Source organism: Leptotrichia sp. OH3620_COT-345, from assembly GCF_003932895.1.
Classification (GTDB): domain Bacteria; phylum Fusobacteriota; class Fusobacteriia; order Fusobacteriales; family Leptotrichiaceae; genus Pseudoleptotrichia.
Genome location: NZ_RQYW01000022.1, coordinates 15,862 through 32,543 on the forward strand (window position 1 = coordinate 15,862; position 16,682 = coordinate 32,543).

Genomic DNA, 16,682 nt, shown 5'->3' on the forward strand with positions numbered 1-16,682 from the left:
AAACAAAATTTAAAGGAAAATAAAAAAATTAAATAATTGAATAAAATGAAAAAAAAGTGTATAATATATAACAAAATTCGGAGTGAAAAATGCAAAAATTTATAAAAACCGTATTTATGTTAAGTTTACTATTTGGATTGATTTATTTCGGTAAGCGGTTTATAGAAACGGATTATTTTAAAATTAATGAAATAACAGTTACGGGAGAAAATAATCTGTTAAAGGATGACATTATAAATAAAATAGAAAATCTGAAGGGAAATAATATTGTATATATAAATACCGGAAAGCTTGAAGAACTTTTAGAAAAAGATGCAAGGGTAAAAAAAATAATTATAAGAAAAGTTTATCCAAGTAAACTGATAGTGGAGTTGGATGAAAGAATTGCCTTTGTATATGTGAAAAAAGGAGATGACATATTTTTAGCAGATAGGGAGCTTAATCTGTTTGGGCATATTTCCGAAATGGAGCCTAAAAATATTCCGGTAGTAATGTATAGTGATGAAGAGTCTTTAAAAGATGTAAAAATAATTCTCTCTAAAATAAAAAATAAAGATTTATATGATATGATATCAGAAATAAGAAAAAGAGATAAAATGTATGAATTAGTACTTAAAAATGGTGTTAGGGTCATTACTGATACTTTTGTCAGTTCTGAAAAATATGACAGCAGATATAAATTATATGAAAGAATTAAAAATGAACAGACAATAAACTATATGGATATAAGATTTAAAGATGTTAATGTAAAATAATTCAGGAGGATAACATGGGAGAAAGTTCAAATAATGCAGCAAGGCTGAAAGTTGTAGGAGTAGGAGGTGCAGGAGGAAACGCAATAAATGATATGATAGAAAGTAACATAATGGATGTAGAGTTTGTTGCGATAAATACTGATGCACAGGACTTAGCAAGATCATTGACAGAAACAAGAGTTCTCTTAGGAAAGGGACTCGGAGCGGGAGCAGACCCTGAAAAAGCGAGAATCGCAGCAAAAGAATCTGAAGAAAAAATAAGGGAAATACTTGAAGATACGGATATGTTATTTATAACTGCGGGAATGGGCGGAGGAACCGGAACCGGAGCCTCTCCTATTGTTGCTGAAATTGCAAAAAGTATGGGGATTTTAACAGTCGCCGTAGTAACTAAGCCTTTTGAATTTGAAGGTCCTCTTAAAAAGAAAAATGCCGAACTGGGAATTGAAAATTTGAAACAGAATGTGGACACCTTGATAGCCATACCTAATGAAAAATTATTTGAATTACCTAATATCAGTATAACTTTAATGACAGCATTTAAAGAAGCTAATAATGTCCTAAGAATCGGTATTAAGGGAATATCGGACCTGATAACAAAACAGGGACATGTAAATCTTGATTTTGCCGATGTCAAAACGACAATGAGTAATTCGGGAATAGCTATGCTCGGATTTGGAGAAGCGAGTGGAGACGGGAAAGCAAAAACAGCTACAGACGATGCATTAAAAAATCCTCTTCTTGAAAATTCCATAGAAGGAGCAAGAAAAGTACTTCTGAATATAACTGCCGGAGGTGATATAGGACTTCATGAAATAAGGGAAGTGGCCGAAACAGTATCTCACAAAACAGGAAATTCAGGGGCAAGTCTCATATGGGGAGTTATTATTGATCCTGAATTGGAAGGAACAATAAGAGTATCGATAATTGCAACGGATTTTCAGGACAGATATAATAAATCTTTAGAAGGAACTGTATTTGGAGGACTTGAAAATCTTGAAAACAATACAGAAAAAAGTGGAGAGGAAGACGGAAAGCTTTTAAAAAATGATTCTGAAAATCATCCTACACAGTTTATAGTGCCGTCATTTTTTTCAAAAGATGAATAAAATATCTTGATTTTATATTGTTTTTTTGATAAAATTAAAAAACCTGCTCTATTTTCAAATAGGGCTGAAAGCCGAAGGAAAGGAGAAGAATAAAATGAAAAATTACGAAATTATGTTTATACTTTCTACACAATTAACAGAAGAAGAAAAAAAAGCCGGTGTAACATTAGTTGAAGAAACATTGACTAAAGCCGGAGCTGTAGAATTGAAAACAGAAATCTGGGGAGATAGAAAGCTTGCATATCCTATCAAGAAAAAAGAAAATGGATATTATGTTCTGACATTATTCCAGATTGACGGTACAAAGTTACCTGAAGTAGAAGCAAAATTAAACATTACAGAATCAATACTGAAATATATGATAGTAAGAAACGACTAATTTATATTTGTTAGATTTAAACGGGGGTTATAATTATTTAATTTATAATAAATTAAAAATTCAGAGGGGGAAAATATATGAACCAAGTATTATTAATCGGAAGATTAACTAAAGATCCGGAATTAAAATATTCTCAGTCAGGAAAAGCTTTTTGTAAGTTTTCTCTAGCAGTAACAAGAGAGTATAATAGGGATGAAGCGGACTTTATTAATTGTGTCGCATGGGATAAAAGAGCGGAAACTATAGCTGAATACTTAAGAAAAGGAAAGAGAATAGCTCTTCAAGGAAGACTTAGTGTAAGAAGTTACGAACAAAACGGAGAAACTAAGTGGATAACGGAAGTTATAGTTGATAAATTTGAGTTTGTTGATGCTGCAGGAAGTCAGAATCAGCAGGCATCATATTCTCAAGGAGCACAGAGCAATAACGACGCATTTGTCGATAATGACAATGAAGAAATAATAGATGATGACGATTTTCCATTTTAGGAAAAATTAGGAGGTGACTATAAAATATGAAACCAGCTACAGAATTTAAAAGAAGAAAAAGAAGACCGAAAGTAAAATTTAAAGTAGAAGATATAAATTATAAAAATGTGGATTTATTAAAAAATTTTATGAATGATAAAGGAAAAATATCTCCGGCGAGAGTTACCGGACTGGAAGCAAAAATTCAGAGAAAAATAGCAAAAGCTATAAAAAGATCAAGGCAGATAGCTTTAATGCCTTACACAAGAATAGAAAAATAATTATTTATAGTTGCCCTTTTAAAGGGCAGTTTTTATTTTGGTAATTATAACATAATAGAGGGTTACTTTAATGATTTTATGTCATAAAAGGGAATAAAAAAAAATTCGATGATTTTAAGAAATTCCAAATTATATTAACTTTTCCGGATTATATTTCATAAGATATCCTTTTTATTATTTTTATCTTGTTATTTTTTCCTTTCATAAATCCATTATTTATATTATTGTATAATTATTCCAATTATGTAATATTGTTTCTTTCAATATGGCATATTCCTTTAGAGATTTTATTTCAACACTTGAAATATGTTAAAATAAATTTCTTTCTTATGTTTCACTTTAAAGTCATGCTATAGATTAATTCTTATTCAAACTATTTTTTATCTTTATTCTTGATATTATCTCACAAATATTATAAAATTTTAAATTACCGGAAATTTCAAATAAAGGTTATAAATAAATTCTAAGTTAAATAACAGTAAAAATAATTCTCATTTTCTAAAATATATAGTATAATTAAAATATATGAAAATTCATTGAAACGAGGTTTGAAATGAGAAACAGAAAAAATTGGCTAATATTCTTTTTTTTAATTCTTATTTTTGTATCATGTGAAAAAAAAATGGATAAGGAAATGGAAAATAAACTGAAAAATGAAGAAAAATCTGTACAATCAAAAATTTTTACAGATAAATCTGTAGAAAAAGTAATTCAAGAATTTGAAATGAATTCCAAAAAAAGAAAAATAAGTATACAGAAATTTGAAAAATTGACATTTGAAAACAAAAACTATTATCATTCGAAGATCAATATAAAAAGAAATTCAGCTTATACAATTAACTATGACGGAATAGATGTAACAAGTCTTGTAGTGAAAATAGGGGTAGTCACAGGAACGGATCTCGGGACGATAGAAGATCTTGTAATTAATTTGATAGAAGTTTCAGATGGGAATATAACTGAAGAAGAGGCTAGGGGATTATATGCCGAAATACTTGCAAGAATGGAAGAAAACACCCTTTCCAGTGAACTGGTTTATAAAAATAGTATAAAATACGGAATAACTATAAGTAAGGAAACCGGGGAACTTATATTTGTGGCACAGCAGCATTTATAATAATATGTATAGTAAAAATACTATTTTTAAGTTATAATATTAAGAGAAAATAATTAAAATAGTATAAGGAGGAATTGAAATGAATTTGGAAGCTTTATTAGGACTTTTAGAAGGGCAGGATTTGGGGGCATTGACTTCACAGATAGGAGGAACTGAAGGGCAGGTAAAAAACGGGCTGGAAGCTGCATTATCTGCTATATTGGCAGCATTAAATAAAAATACGGATACTGAAGAGGGGGCACAGTCATTAAATAGAGCATTGGAAACAAAGCATGACGGCTCTATTTTAAATAATGTAATAGGTTATTTAAGTAATCCTGACTTAAAAGATGGAGAAGGAATTTTAAATCATTTGTTTGGAAGTCAGACTTCCAATGTAGCACAGGCAGTTTCAAAAACGAGCGGACTTGATACAAATGGAACTATGAAAATGCTTCAAATGGTAGCACCTCTTGTATTGGGAGCATTGGGACAGCAGAAAAAGCAAAATAACCTTGATGCGGGAGGGCTGAATGCACTTACATCAATGTTAGCAGGAAGTCTTGGAGGAAACGAAAAAGCTTCAGGAATGATGGGATTAGTTACAAATTTACTGGATGCAAATAAAGACGGAAATGTAATGGATGATATAATGGGAATGGTAGGAAAATTTTTAAGTGGGAAATAATAACATAACTGAAATTTTTAAATAATAGTTATTATTTGAAAAAATTAAAAAAAAGTATAAAACAGTAAAAATTAATATAAATTGAAAATTTGAGGGAAACATTATTTTTTCATATATTTATTTCAAAAAATATGGATTTATGATGTTTCTTTCATTTTCTTGTATCTGGATTTATTCTTATCTTAAGGGATAGAGGAAGCAGTATTTATAATATTTACATATATATTTTATTTCTTCAATTTTAATCTTTTTGAGTTCGATGTTTTTGAAAATAATAAAATAAAATTTTTTATTTATATTTCTATTGATGTATATCGGGATTAGGGATGAAATATATATTAGGAGTTAAGAATTATCTTATTTCTTCATATTCAGAAATTACAAATCAATAATGCTACACAATAAAAAAATTTAAAATAACAGATTGAAAATGTAAAAGTGAAGAAGTATGAAGTTGATACTTACAGAAATGGAAGATTTGCCTCAAATTAAAATTATGTATAAAAAATAAAAAGAATATGAAAGAAAATCAAATTGATATTTGGGATGAAATTTATCCTTGAAAATTTTTTCAGAGGATATACAGAAAAAAAGATTTATTTTTTAATAATATCGTCTTTTGTATTATGTGATTATCATTCAGAAGAAAAGGCAGCACAGTAGAAAAGTAGAGGTGAAAAAGTGCTTTATTTTGACCATCTGGAAATTAATGTAAATTATATGAAAAAGGAAATGGAGATGGTTATAATTCAGAAAGCTAAAAAATCAATAAATGCAGAGAGGATGACTATTTATATCTTTTTATTGCGGATATTAATAAGGCCGCTCTTAATTTATATAAAAAATTCAGGTTTATAAGAGTAGAAGGTGTTTACAATAAGTCGGTTGATGATAATATAATTTTACGTGAATTCGGATATGAAGTAAAACCTTAATCTATTTTTATAAAAATTATTCTGTAAATTGAAAATAATTTGTAAATTCAAAAAAATATACATTAAAGTTTTAAACTTTTATTCTTAACGGTTTTATAGTTTATGAACAATGTTACTTTTGTAAAAAATAATTGAACAAAAATTTTTGGAGAGAAAATATGAAAGCAGATGATATTTTGAAGTACTGTCTTGAAAATTTAAAAGGAACAGTATTAATAAACAGTTGGGGAGAACGAGGAGTCTTTTATAATCCTAACAATAAATTGAAACGTGGCATATATATTTTAACGATAAAAGAAAAAGACGGAGAAAATGATAAAAGTTCCGATTTAAATAGAGAAAATATATATCGTGTGAATTTAGGAATACGGAAAAATACATTTAAAAAGATGTTCGGCTCAATACCGAAGCGTCCTGATAAAGGAGGTATCGTTAATATGAATTATGATTTTTCCATAATAGACAGAATTGTTCCACATCCTGTATACGCATGGATGAGTTGGATATGCATATTGAATCCTTCTGAAAAAACTTTTGAAAAATTAAAGCCTCTTATATATGAAGCTTATGAATATGTAAAAGAGAAATATGCAAAAAAAATAACTATAAACGGAAAATTGTGAGATTATATATGAAATAACAGATAAAAATTTTTATTTAATAATATTGTATAATTTGAAAGAATATCTTTCTTTATTGCCTGAATTATTAATTAAAATAAATAATTAGAAAGAAAAAAATAAAAGCATAAATTGATAATTTAATAAAAGAAAGAGGATATATTATTATTTATCCTCTTTTTTAAAGAATTAATTTTAATATCAAAAAATCCTTTTCAATTTATTTTTATATTTGATAACAAATGATAGAAAATCTTTGTAATAAAGAAAATTTTTTATATGATTTTTATTATTTCAATTTATTTTTTATTTACATATTATGGAATTTTTATTTAAAATAACAATAAAATCAAAAGTTCAGAAATACACTACAATTACTTAAAATCATATATACATAACTATTGCATATCCGGAAATTATGGAAAATATCCATAGTGTGATACCGAAAATCAGATTTTTACCTGTCATTTTTTTTATAGTTTGTATATTTAAAGATGTTCCGATAAAATACAGTGCGAGGGCAAGGAGCATTTTTCCTAATTTAGTAAGAAGGCTGTAAATTTCAGGAAATTTAAAAATACTAGCAAAAATTGATGCAAGTATAAAAAATAGAATAAAAACAGGAAATTTAACGTTTTTACTTCCGGATTTATTTAAAATACTTAAAATAAGAACAATAGGAATAATCCAAAGAGTTCTTGTAAGCTTCATAATAGTAGCAATTTTTAAAGCCTCTGTGCTGTGAAAAGATGCGGCTGATACTACAGAACTTGTATCATGGATACTCAAAGCAGTCCATATTCCTGTCTGTTCTGCATTTAATTTAAAATAATTTATAAAAAATGCAAATAAAAATAGGGCAACAGTATTTAAAACAAATACAATACCGGTGGATAAAGCAATATCTTCATCGGAAGCCTCAATGACAGGTGAAGTTGCAGCAATGGCACTTCCTCCACATATGGCAGTTCCAAATATTATTAATTGGGATATATTTTTTTCCATTTTAAATATTTTTGATAAAATAAGCCCTATAGACACAACAAAAATTAAGCTGACTGCTGTCTGAAAAATTCCTTTTCCTCCTACAGAAATAACCTTACTTATACTCAGTCCAAATCCGAATAATACAACTGCGGAATTTAATGTAAGTTTCCGAAATTTTCCTATATTTTCAGGGGTTGAAATTAAGTGAAAACTTGCTAAAATCATTCCGAGGAGAAGAGAAATACCTGAGGCAAATGAATCAATTCCTTTAATCATAGGAAGCATCAAAGTAATTATACATCCTATATAAAAAACAGTTTTTTTGTACATTTTATTACTCCAATCTTTTTAAATCTTATAATCAATATAACAGATATAAGGTAGTTTTGTAAATAAAAAATTAGAAATTGAAAAGTTACATAGAAATAGGATATAATACTCCTATAATAATAAAAATCTAATAGGTCCATATTTAAAAAAGACAGAAAAGAAAGGGATGTAACATGAAAGAGCAGGAAATCGAAAAGAATAAAACACAGGAAAAATTGAAGCTCATATTTACAATGGCCGTATTCGGCACAATAGGGATATTTGTAAGGTTTATTCCTCTTTCATCAGGAATAATAGCAAGTATAAGAGGTATTATAGGAACACTGTTTTTAATTATATTTGTCAAAATAAAAGGAGAAAATATTTCATTTCAGGCAATAAAAAATAATTTTAAAATATTATGTATTTCAGGGATATTAATCGGTGCAAATTGGATTATGTTATTTGAAGCTTATAATTACACCACAGTTGCCACAGCAACATTGTGTTATTATCTCGCTCCGATATTTATTATTATACTTTCTCCAATAGTACTGAAAGAAAAACTTACTTTAAAAAAAATAATATGTGTTGTAATAGCATTAATAGGTATGTTTTTTATTTCAGGTGTTATGCAGCAAGGAGAAATAGGAAATACATTTTTTAAAGGAATAATATATGGAGTAGGAGCAGCAGTACTTTATGCATGTGTTGTTCTACTTAATAAATTTTTAAAAAATATATCTGCGTATGAAATGACTATAGTTCAACTGTTTATTGCTGCTATTACGGTTATACCCCATGTACTGTTTACTGAAAGCCTTCCTGTAAAAGGGGAAATAACATTTCAAGTAATATTAATGCTCATTATGATAGGAGTAATACATACAGGAATAACTTATGCCATGTATTTTTCAACAGTCAAGACACTGAAAGCACAGACCCTTGCTATTTTCAGCTATATAGATCCTGTAGTTGCGATACTCCTGTCGGCATTTTTTTTAAAAGAAAATATGAATATGTTTTCTATAATAGGAGCAGTTCTTATTCTCGGTTCTACTTTTGTAAGTGAGATATAAAAGGACTAAGTATGAGGAATTTTTGATAGTTTAAAGATATGTACAAAATTTAGAAATAAAAAATTAAGTAACAGATTATCAATAAAGTTGAATGAAAAGTAAAATATATTTAAAATAATTGAATTAATCCAAGATGTTCAATTTTTCAGTTTATGAGATAAAAATAATAAAGTTTAAGAAAGGAACAATTTTATGAAACTCTATATGAAACAGAAAGTATTTACCTTCAATGATAAATTTACAATTAAAGACGAAAACGGAAATGATAAATATAAAGTAGAAGGTGAATTTTTTTCTTTTATGAAAAAACTACATGTTTTTAATATGGAAGGAAGAGAAGTGGCTTTCATTCAAGAGAAATTTTCATTCGGAATGCCTAAATTTAAAGTATTTGTGGAAGAAGAAGAGATAGCTGAAATAAAACAAAAACTGACTTTTTTTAAACCGAAATTTGAAATAGCGGGAAAAAACTGGAAAGTAAATGGAAATATATGGGGACATGAATATACAATAAGCAATTCAGAAGGAAATGTGGCAAAAATAGAAAAAGAATGGATGACTTGGGGAGACAGTTATCTTATAGATATAAATGACAGTCAGGATGAAATTTCGGTTATGACAGTAGTTTTGGCTATTGATGCGGTTATGACAGGGAAAAATTAGGAAAATAGGTCTGTCTGAAAAAAATATAGGAAGAAATTTCCGGAAGTCACATATATACTTATAAAAATTGAATGGAAGATAAAAACAACAAGGAGAAAAAATGAGTTTAGTACAGTTTAACAGGGTATATAAGCAGTTTGCAGGAGAATATATATTGAAAGATATAAATTTTACAATAGAGGCAAAAGACAAAATAGGTCTTGTGGGTCTTAACGGAGCCGGAAAATCAACAATTATAAGACTTCTTTTAGGAAAGGAAAGAATTGACGGAACTGAAAGAAATCAGAACGAAATAGGAGATATTATTAAAAGTCCATCATTAAAAATAGGTTATCTTTCTCAAAATCATGAGTTCTCTGATGAAAAAAATACAATTTACGAAGAAATGATGTCAGTATTTTCAGAAGAAAGAAAAATATGGAATGAATTACAGAAAATAAATATGCTTTTAGGAATTGAAACGGGAGAAGACCTTGAAAAACTTATAAATAAGTCAGCAGAGCTGTCTTCGCTTTATGAAGCAAAAAACGGATACGAAACGGAATATAAAATAAAACAAATACTGACAGGACTTGAACTGACAGAAGAATATTACGGACTGTATTTGAAAGATTTAAGCGGAGGGGAAAGAACAAGAGTATCCCTTGCAAAACTTCTACTTATTGAGCCTGACTTACTTATACTTGACGAGCCTACAAATCATCTGGACTTAATTTCCATAGAGTGGCTTGAAGAGTATCTGAAAAGATACAATAAGGCATTTTTATTAGTTTCCCATGACAGGATATTTTTAGACAGCGTATGTAACAAAATATATGAAATTGAAAATAAGAAACTGTATAAATACGATGGAAATTTTTCATCTTTCATACTTCAGAAAGAAATGATACTGAAAGGTGAAATAAAAAGATATGAAAAAGAGCAAGAAAAAATAAGAAAAATGGAAGAATATATCGACAGATTCCGTGCCGGAATTAAAGCAAGACAGGCCAAAGGAAGACAGAAGATACTTGACAGAATCGAGCGTATGGATGATCCTGTATTTAACCCTCGAAGAATGAAATTAAAATTTGAGACAGAGGGCATTACAGGTGATAATGTACTGAAAGTAAAAAATATTGAAAAAAGTTTTGGAGATAAAAAAGTTCTGAATAATATAAGTTTTGATTTGTTTAGAGGGGAAAGAGTAGGCATAATAGGAAAAAACGGGATAGGAAAATCCACTCTTTTAAAAATAATTATAAATAAACTCCGACAGGATAAAGGTACTGTGGAATTCGGTTCCAGAGTAAAAATAGGATACTATGATCAGGACCATCAGGATTTACATAGTGAAAATAACATACTTCAGGAAATAAATGTTTCTCTTAATTTAACTGAAGAATATTTGAGAACTCTTGCAGGAGGATTTCTTTTTTCAGGAGAAGAAGTACTCAAAAAAGTTGAAAAACTGAGTGGAGGAGAAAAAGTAAGAATAGCTTTTTTAAAACTGTATATGAAAAAAGCAAATTTTCTCATACTTGATGAGCCGACGAATCATCTCGACATTTACTCTGTGGAAGTTCTTGAAGAGGCTCTTGAAGATTTTGACGGTACAATGCTTGTAGTGTCTCATAACAGACATTTTTTGGACAGTGTATGTAATACGATTTATTATCTTGATGAAAAAGGTCTTACAAAATTTAAAGGAAATTATGAAGAATACAGGAAAAGTTTGAAAAACAATAAAAGTAATTTGCAGATGATGACTGATATTGAAGTTAAAGAAGAGAGAAAACTTTCTTATCATGAACAGAAAGAACTGAGCAGGAAAATTGCTAAACTGAAAAGGGAAATAGTAAAACTTGAAGAAGAAATGGAAAGAATTTCAGTTCAGCGGGAAAAGTTAAACAATGAGTATGAAGATGCAGGAAAAAAAAATGATGTAGAAAAATTAATGGAAATTCAGGAACAGTTTAACAGGATTGATGAGGAAGAAATGAATAAAATAGAAGAATGGGATATGAAAAGCAAAGAGCTAGAAAAAATCGAAAAAAAGTAATAATAAAATTATTGCAAATAAATATAAAAAATAGAAAGATAGAAAGGATGAAGTATTATGAAACTAAGAAAAAACGGAATGCTTTATGGAATTTTGACAATGCTTATTTTAATAAGCGGACTTAATGCTTTTTCTTCAGGAAAAAAAGCTGCAAAAAAAGAGAAAAAGGAAAATTGTTATACAATTCCCGGAGAACCGGGCTGTTTCACAGATTTGTCAACAAATGAAGGGATAAAAAAGACACTGGAAATGAGCGAAAAAAAGAGAGAACTGTACAAATATGCCGAAAAATATTTTAAAAAAGGAAGATTTGGTAATGAAAGTGTAGGATTTATCGACTATCCTAAAGGAGAAGAGTGGGTACTGTTTGTAGATCCTGATGCCCCTGTGGAAATGTTTCAAATAGCACGTAGGGCTTCCGATATTTACAGTTTGCTCGCATTAAGAAGCCGGAATGGACAAATAGCTGATATGACTCTTATAAAAGAGCTTGTAGAAGGATCGTACAATAGATACCTGAATGCAGGTCAGCCTGCATCCAATATGATAAAAAAAGAAATTACAATTAACGGTTATAAAGGAATGCAACTGAAAATAAAAAATATTTCGGGAAAGACATTTATACAGAATTATATTATAAACGGACAGAAAATTCATATGGTTAGTGCTGAAGGTAGTCCGGAATATATAGATGAAATGGAAAAATTAATATTAAAATCGTGGAATCCTGAAAGATAAAAAATATCTGAAAAAATAGAGTAAAAATATTCCGGAATTATCATAAATAAAAAATTGAAAAAATATAAAATTTAAAGGAGAAATTATGAAAAAAATATTTGCAGTTTTATTTTTAATAGTATCGGTCTGTATATTTTCAAATTTAAAAGAAGAAAATGTGATTTCTCAGAAAGAATTACTACAAAAATTGGATTTTTCAAAAGTTCAAATATATGAAAAATATAAAGAAGTTTATGCAAGAAAAGCAGTTGAAGGGGAAAAAATAAAAACATATACAAAAGACGGATTTGAAACGGAAAATACAGCTAAAAAGGGAGATTATATAGTAAAAAACAATACAGAAGCAAAGGAAATGTACATCATTTCAGAAGAAAAATTTAATTCGAGATATGAATTTAAAGCTGTTGCAGACAGTGAATGGAAAATTTATAAACCGATAGGGAAAATAAAAGGAATAAAAGTGAATGTAAAAATTTTAAAGCAACTGGGAATTAAAAAAGGAAAGAAAGAATTTTATATTATAGCAAATTGGGGAGAAAAAATGACAGTCAAAATTAATGATTATCTTGTTTCTCCGCTTGATAATACTGAAGTTTACAGAATAGCTGAAAAAGAGTTTTTTGAAACTTATAGGGAAATAAAATAACGTAAAATTAAAATGTTTCTTTTCGTGAGAGTAGACTACAGCACTAATATTTAAGCTATCATTTCATTGCAAAGTTTTTAATTTTCAAAAATACTCGTTATGCTTGAAAAATTATAAATAATGTTTTTCAAGCATAATTTTATTAACGGGAAATGTTTAAAATTTTCTATATAATAGATTTTGATTTTATTTGAAGTAAATTAAAGCAAATTGAAATGAAAACATATTTAATAGAGTGGAGTTTATAAAAACTCTCAGTTTTAAACGGTTTTTATCTAAAGATATTTTTAGTTAATTGACATAATGGGAGTGACTTTTATTGAACTGAAAACTTAGAAAAATTTAAAATTATACCTGAAACAATATGGATATATTTTATAAATCATTTAAAAATAAAACGATATAAAAAATATAATTTATAAAAAATACGAAAAACAATAAAAATCTTGACACTTAGGCTCAAATATTATAAAATAATCAGGTTATAACTCATAAACTAAATGCTGAAAAAATATGTATTTTATTGTACATAATTTTTGGAGTGAATTTAGAGTAAATCGCTATATCCTATGTGGATATACAGTATGTTTGATAAAGAAACATAGATTGAAGAAATGAGCTTTTTAAAAGTTTTAGTTTATAAAATAACAGAGAATATATAATAGAATGTTGGAAGGAGGAAACATGCCTACTATTAATCAATTAGTAAGATTTGGTAGAAGTACATCTGAAAAAAAGAAAAAATCACCTGCATTAAAAGGAAATCCACAAAAAAGAGGTGTGTGTGTCAGAGTATATACAACTACACCTAAAAAACCGAATTCAGCCTTAAGAAAGGTAGCAAGGGTTAAACTTGTAAACGGAATTGAAGTTACAGCATACATCCCGGGAATCGGACATAATCTTCAGGAACATAGTATTGTCCTTATAAGAGGAGGAAGAACAAAGGATTTGCCGGGGGTTAGATATAAAATAATCAGAGGTGCTTTAGATACTGCGGGAGTAGTAAATAGAAAACAGGCAAGATCCAGATACGGAACTAAGAAACCTGCTGCGGCAAGTTCAAACTAAAATTTTTAAAAAGTAAGGAGGACAAATAGTGTCAAGAAGAAGAAGAGCAGAAAAAAGAGACGTTTTACCTGATTCTCAATTTAATGATAAAGTAGTAACAAAATTTATAAACGGATTAATGAAAGACGGGAAAAAATCATTAGCTGAAAAAATATTTTATACAGCATTGAAAGAAATAACTGAAGAAACTCAAGAAGAAGGAATTGAAATCTTTAGAAGAGCTATGGAAAATGTAAGACCACAGCTGGAAGTAAGATCGAGAAGAATCGGAGGGGCGACTTATCAAGTTCCTGTTGAAGTGAGAAAAGAAAGACAACAGGCATTGGCAATAAGATGGCTTGTAAGATATACAAGAGAAAGAAAAGAATACGGAATGGTAAACAAATTGAAAAAAGAACTGATTGCTGCAGCAAATAATGAAGGCGGCTCAGTTAAGAAGAAAGACGACACATATAAAATGGCGGAAGCTAACAGAGCGTTTGCACATTATAAGTGGTAATCAGAAGTTTTGATTTGTACATTTATCAGGCAATAAATTGATAAGGAGGAAATAACGGAATGGCAAGAAAAGTTGCTTTGAAAGATACTAGAAACATTGGTATCATGGCACATATAGATGCCGGAAAAACAACTACAACTGAAAGAATATTGTTTTATACAGGAGTTAACCATAAAATCGGAGAGGTTCATGAAGGAGCCGCTACAATGGATTATATGGAACAGGAACAGGAAAGAGGAATTACAATTACATCTGCAGCAACTACTGCATTTTGGAACGGAAATAGAATTAATATAATAGACACACCAGGTCACGTGGACTTTACGGTGGAAGTAGAAAGATCACTAAGAGTGTTGGATGGAGCTGTTGCAGTGTTCTCTGCCGTTGACGGAGTTCAGCCGCAATCAGAAACTGTATGGAGACAGGCGGATAAATATAATGTACCGAGAATGGCATTTTTAAATAAAATGGACAGAATAGGAGCGGACTTTAATATGTGTGTAAACGATATTAAAGAAAAACTGGGAGGGAACGGAATACCTCTTCAACTGCCTATAGGTGCCGAAGATGCTTTTGAAGGTGTTATAGACCTGATAACTATGAAAGAATATTTGTTTAAAGATGAAACAATGGGAGCGGATTATTTAGTAAAAGATGTAAGAGCGGAATTGTTGGAAGAAGCTCAAACTGCGAGAGAACATATGTTGGAATCGGTAGTTGAAACTGATGATGAATTAATGGAAAAATATTTCGGAGGAGAGGAAATCTCTGAAGAAGAAATAAGAAAAGCCATAAGAATTGCTACAATAAGCGGAATAATAGTGCCTGTGTTATGCGGGACTGCATTTAAAAACAAAGGGATACAGCCTTTGCTTGATGCAGTAGTATATTATATGCCGTCACCTGTAGATATCGGAGCAGTAAAAGGTGTAGATCCTAAAACTGAAGAACCTATGGAAAGAGAGCCGTCTGATGACGAACCTTTCTCAGCGTTGGCATTTAAAATATTAACGGATCCGTTTGTAGGGAGACTTTCGTTCTTCAGAGTTTATTCGGGAATTTTAAATAAAGGTTCATATGTATTGAACTCTACAAAAGGTAAAAAAGAAAGAATGGGAAGATTACTCCAAATGCATGCTAACAAAAGAGAAGAACTTGATGTGGTTTACTCAGGAGATATTGCTGCGGCAGTAGGACTTAAGGATACTACTACAGGAGATACTCTTTGTGATGACAGTAAGCCTATAATACTTGAAAAAATGGAATTCCCTGATACAGTTATACAGATAGCCGTTGAGCCAAAAACAAAAGCCGATCAGGAAAAGATGGGAACCGCTCTTGCAAAACTGGCTGAAGAAGATCCTACATTTAAGGTAACAAGTAATCAGGAAACAGGGCAGACACTGATTTCAGGAATGGGAGAACTTCATTTGGAAATCATTGTAGACAGAATGAAAAGAGAATTTAAAGTTGAGGCTAATGTAGGGAAACCTCAAGTTGCATACAGAGAAACAATTACAGGAAATTCGGATGTTGAAGAAAAATATGCTAAACAATCTGGAGGTAGAGGACAATACGGACATGTTAAAATCAGAGTGGAATCAAATCCTGATAAAGGTTATGAATTTGTAAATGAAGTTACAGGAGGAGCGATACCGAGAGAATATATACCTGCCGTAGATAAAGGAATACAAGAAGCCTTGGAAGCCGGAGTTGTAGCAGGATATCCTGTACAGGACGTAAAAGTAACTCTTTATGACGGGACTTATCATGAAGTCGATTCATCAGAAATGGCATTTAAAATAGCAGGATCAATGGCTATAAAAAAAGCCATGAGAGCTGCAAATCCTGTGTTGTTGGAACCTATATTCAAAGTGGAAGTTACAACGCCTGAAGAATACATGGGAGATGTTATTGGAGACTTGAATTCAAGAAGAGGACAAGTATCAGGAATGACTGACAGAAACAATGCGAAAATAATTAATGCTCAAGTACCTTTATCACAAATGTTCGGTTATGCCACAGACTTGAGATCGAAAACTCAGGGAAGAGCATCATATTCAATGGAATTTGAAAAATATGTACAGGTTCCTAACAATATAGCTCAACAAGTAATAGCTGAAAGACAAGGTAAATAAGATTATTACAAAATTTGAAAAAAATATGGAAATTTGAAACAGAGATCACAATATATAGGAATATAATAAAATTTAATAAAATCGGAGGAAAAAAAGGATGGCAAAAGCTAAATTTGAGAGAAGTAAACCACACGTAAACGTAGGGACAATAGGACACGTAGACCACGGTAAGACAACGACA

At 29.8% G+C, this 16,682-nt stretch carries 18 protein-coding genes; 17 read left to right on the top strand and 1 reads right to left on the bottom strand.

The genetic code is table 11. The annotated features are described in order from the left end of the window. Nucleotides 1-89 precede the first annotated feature (89 nt). The 8 genes from EII29_RS10295 to EII29_RS10330 all read left to right on the top strand — a co-directional run bounded on the left by EII29_RS10295 (nucleotide 90) and on the right by EII29_RS10330 (nucleotide 6,333). On the top strand, nucleotides 90-755 hold the full coding sequence (locus EII29_RS10295) for a cell division protein FtsQ/DivIB (RefSeq protein WP_125237445.1): 666 nt from the start codon (nucleotides 90-92) through the stop codon (nucleotides 753-755). A 14-nt stretch (nucleotides 756-769) separates the two neighbouring features. Then, nucleotides 770-1,864 (top strand): cell division protein FtsZ, encoded by a 1,095-nt coding sequence (gene ftsZ, locus EII29_RS10300; RefSeq protein WP_125237446.1) that lies wholly within the window; start codon nucleotides 770-772, stop codon nucleotides 1,862-1,864. Between the two features lie 94 nt (nucleotides 1,865-1,958). Beyond that, nucleotides 1,959-2,243, top strand: coding sequence for a 30S ribosomal protein S6 (gene rpsF, locus EII29_RS10305; RefSeq protein WP_125237447.1), 285 nt, complete (start codon nucleotides 1,959-1,961; stop codon nucleotides 2,241-2,243). A gap of 77 nt (nucleotides 2,244-2,320) precedes the next feature. Beyond that, on the top strand, nucleotides 2,321-2,731 hold the full coding sequence (locus EII29_RS10310; RefSeq protein WP_125237448.1) for a single-stranded DNA-binding protein: 411 nt from the start codon (nucleotides 2,321-2,323) through the stop codon (nucleotides 2,729-2,731). Between the two features lie 26 nt (nucleotides 2,732-2,757). Continuing rightward, nucleotides 2,758-2,991 carry a 30S ribosomal protein S18 gene (gene rpsR / locus EII29_RS10315; RefSeq protein WP_006806301.1) on the top strand — a complete coding sequence of 78 codons (234 nt, stop codon included), beginning with the start codon at nucleotides 2,758-2,760 and terminating at the stop codon, nucleotides 2,989-2,991. A 553-nt stretch (nucleotides 2,992-3,544) separates the two neighbouring features. Next, on the top strand, nucleotides 3,545-4,108 hold the full coding sequence (locus EII29_RS10320) for a lipoprotein (RefSeq protein ID WP_125237449.1): 564 nt from the start codon (nucleotides 3,545-3,547) through the stop codon (nucleotides 4,106-4,108). 79 nt (nucleotides 4,109-4,187) lie between these two features. Next, nucleotides 4,188-4,775: a DUF937 domain-containing protein gene (locus tag EII29_RS10325; RefSeq protein WP_125237450.1), complete on the top strand. Its 588-nt coding sequence runs from the start codon at nucleotides 4,188-4,190 to the stop codon at nucleotides 4,773-4,775. A gap of 1,093 nt (nucleotides 4,776-5,868) precedes the next feature. Next, nucleotides 5,869-6,333 (top strand): DUF6194 family protein, encoded by a 465-nt coding sequence (locus EII29_RS10330; protein WP_125237451.1) that lies wholly within the window; start codon nucleotides 5,869-5,871, stop codon nucleotides 6,331-6,333. 381 nt (nucleotides 6,334-6,714) lie between these two features. Here EII29_RS10330 and EII29_RS10335 read toward each other — a convergent pair whose 3' ends face one another. Further along, a complete protein-coding gene (locus EII29_RS10335; RefSeq protein WP_125237452.1) occupies nucleotides 6,715-7,647 on the bottom strand; it encodes a YeiH family protein in 933 nt (310 codons plus the stop codon). A 173-nt stretch (nucleotides 7,648-7,820) separates the two neighbouring features. On the opposite strand from EII29_RS10335, the gene EII29_RS10340 reads away from it, so the two are divergent. From EII29_RS10340 to EII29_RS12895, 9 genes are all read left to right on the top strand, one after another. Next, complete coding sequence (locus tag EII29_RS10340; RefSeq protein ID WP_125237453.1) at nucleotides 7,821-8,705, top strand: DMT family transporter; 885 nt, start codon at nucleotides 7,821-7,823, stop codon at nucleotides 8,703-8,705. 192 nt (nucleotides 8,706-8,897) lie between these two features. After that, nucleotides 8,898-9,368 carry an LURP-one-related/scramblase family protein gene (locus tag EII29_RS10345; protein WP_125237454.1) on the top strand — a complete coding sequence of 157 codons (471 nt, stop codon included), beginning with the start codon at nucleotides 8,898-8,900 and terminating at the stop codon, nucleotides 9,366-9,368. A 100-nt stretch (nucleotides 9,369-9,468) separates the two neighbouring features. Further along, nucleotides 9,469-11,409 (top strand): ABC-F family ATP-binding cassette domain-containing protein, encoded by a 1,941-nt coding sequence (locus EII29_RS10350; RefSeq protein ID WP_125237455.1) that lies wholly within the window; start codon nucleotides 9,469-9,471, stop codon nucleotides 11,407-11,409. A 57-nt stretch (nucleotides 11,410-11,466) separates the two neighbouring features. Continuing rightward, a complete protein-coding gene (locus EII29_RS10355) occupies nucleotides 11,467-12,147 on the top strand; it encodes a hypothetical protein (protein ID WP_125237456.1) in 681 nt (226 codons plus the stop codon). Nucleotides 12,148-12,232: 85 nt separating this feature from the next. Then, nucleotides 12,233-12,793: a hypothetical protein gene (locus EII29_RS10360; RefSeq protein ID WP_125237457.1), complete on the top strand. Its 561-nt coding sequence runs from the start codon at nucleotides 12,233-12,235 to the stop codon at nucleotides 12,791-12,793. Nucleotides 12,794-13,477: 684 nt separating this feature from the next. Then, the gene (rpsL, locus tag EII29_RS10365) at nucleotides 13,478-13,864 is read left to right on the top strand and encodes a 30S ribosomal protein S12 (RefSeq protein ID WP_125237458.1); all 387 of its coding nucleotides are present in this window, start codon (nucleotides 13,478-13,480) and stop codon (nucleotides 13,862-13,864) included. 28 nt (nucleotides 13,865-13,892) lie between these two features. Next, nucleotides 13,893-14,363, top strand: a complete 471-nt coding sequence (gene rpsG, locus EII29_RS10370) for a 30S ribosomal protein S7 (protein WP_125237459.1) — start codon at nucleotides 13,893-13,895, stop codon at nucleotides 14,361-14,363. A 59-nt stretch (nucleotides 14,364-14,422) separates the two neighbouring features. Further along, entirely contained in the window at nucleotides 14,423-16,501 is a 2,079-nt protein-coding gene (gene fusA / locus EII29_RS10375) for an elongation factor G (RefSeq protein ID WP_125237460.1), read from the top strand. A 97-nt stretch (nucleotides 16,502-16,598) separates the two neighbouring features. Further along, the coding region (locus tag EII29_RS12895; protein ID WP_233573313.1) for a GTP-binding protein at nucleotides 16,599-16,682 on the top strand (84 nt) is incomplete at its 3' end.

Bases quoted from the DNA above. Each gene is read 5' to 3' on its own strand.
- EII29_RS10330 (WP_125237451.1), top strand. From the start codon at position 5,869: ATGAAAGCAGATGATATTTTGAAGTACTGTCTTGAAAATTTAAAAGGA.
- EII29_RS10340 (WP_125237453.1), top strand. From the start codon at position 7,821: ATGAAAGAGCAGGAAATCGAAAAGAATAAAACACAGGAAAAATTGAAG.
- rpsR (WP_006806301.1), top strand. From the start codon at position 2,758: ATGAAACCAGCTACAGAATTTAAAAGAAGAAAAAGAAGACCGAAAGTA.
- EII29_RS10350 (WP_125237455.1), top strand. From the start codon at position 9,469: ATGAGTTTAGTACAGTTTAACAGGGTATATAAGCAGTTTGCAGGAGAA.
- EII29_RS10320 (WP_125237449.1), top strand. From the start codon at position 3,545: ATGAGAAACAGAAAAAATTGGCTAATATTCTTTTTTTTAATTCTTATT.
- ftsZ (WP_125237446.1), top strand. From the start codon at position 770: ATGGGAGAAAGTTCAAATAATGCAGCAAGGCTGAAAGTTGTAGGAGTA.
- EII29_RS10310 (WP_125237448.1), top strand. From the start codon at position 2,321: ATGAACCAAGTATTATTAATCGGAAGATTAACTAAAGATCCGGAATTA.
- EII29_RS10335 (WP_125237452.1), bottom strand. From the start codon at position 7,647: ATGTACAAAAAAACTGTTTTTTATATAGGATGTATAATTACTTTGATG.
- rpsL (WP_125237458.1), top strand. From the start codon at position 13,478: ATGCCTACTATTAATCAATTAGTAAGATTTGGTAGAAGTACATCTGAA.
- EII29_RS10325 (WP_125237450.1), top strand. From the start codon at position 4,188: ATGAATTTGGAAGCTTTATTAGGACTTTTAGAAGGGCAGGATTTGGGG.
- EII29_RS10345 (WP_125237454.1), top strand. From the start codon at position 8,898: ATGAAACTCTATATGAAACAGAAAGTATTTACCTTCAATGATAAATTT.
- EII29_RS10295 (WP_125237445.1), top strand. From the start codon at position 90: ATGCAAAAATTTATAAAAACCGTATTTATGTTAAGTTTACTATTTGGA.
- EII29_RS10360 (WP_125237457.1), top strand. From the start codon at position 12,233: ATGAAAAAAATATTTGCAGTTTTATTTTTAATAGTATCGGTCTGTATA.
- EII29_RS10355 (WP_125237456.1), top strand. From the start codon at position 11,467: ATGAAACTAAGAAAAAACGGAATGCTTTATGGAATTTTGACAATGCTT.
- rpsF (WP_125237447.1), top strand. From the start codon at position 1,959: ATGAAAAATTACGAAATTATGTTTATACTTTCTACACAATTAACAGAA.
- fusA (WP_125237460.1), top strand. From the start codon at position 14,423: ATGGCAAGAAAAGTTGCTTTGAAAGATACTAGAAACATTGGTATCATG.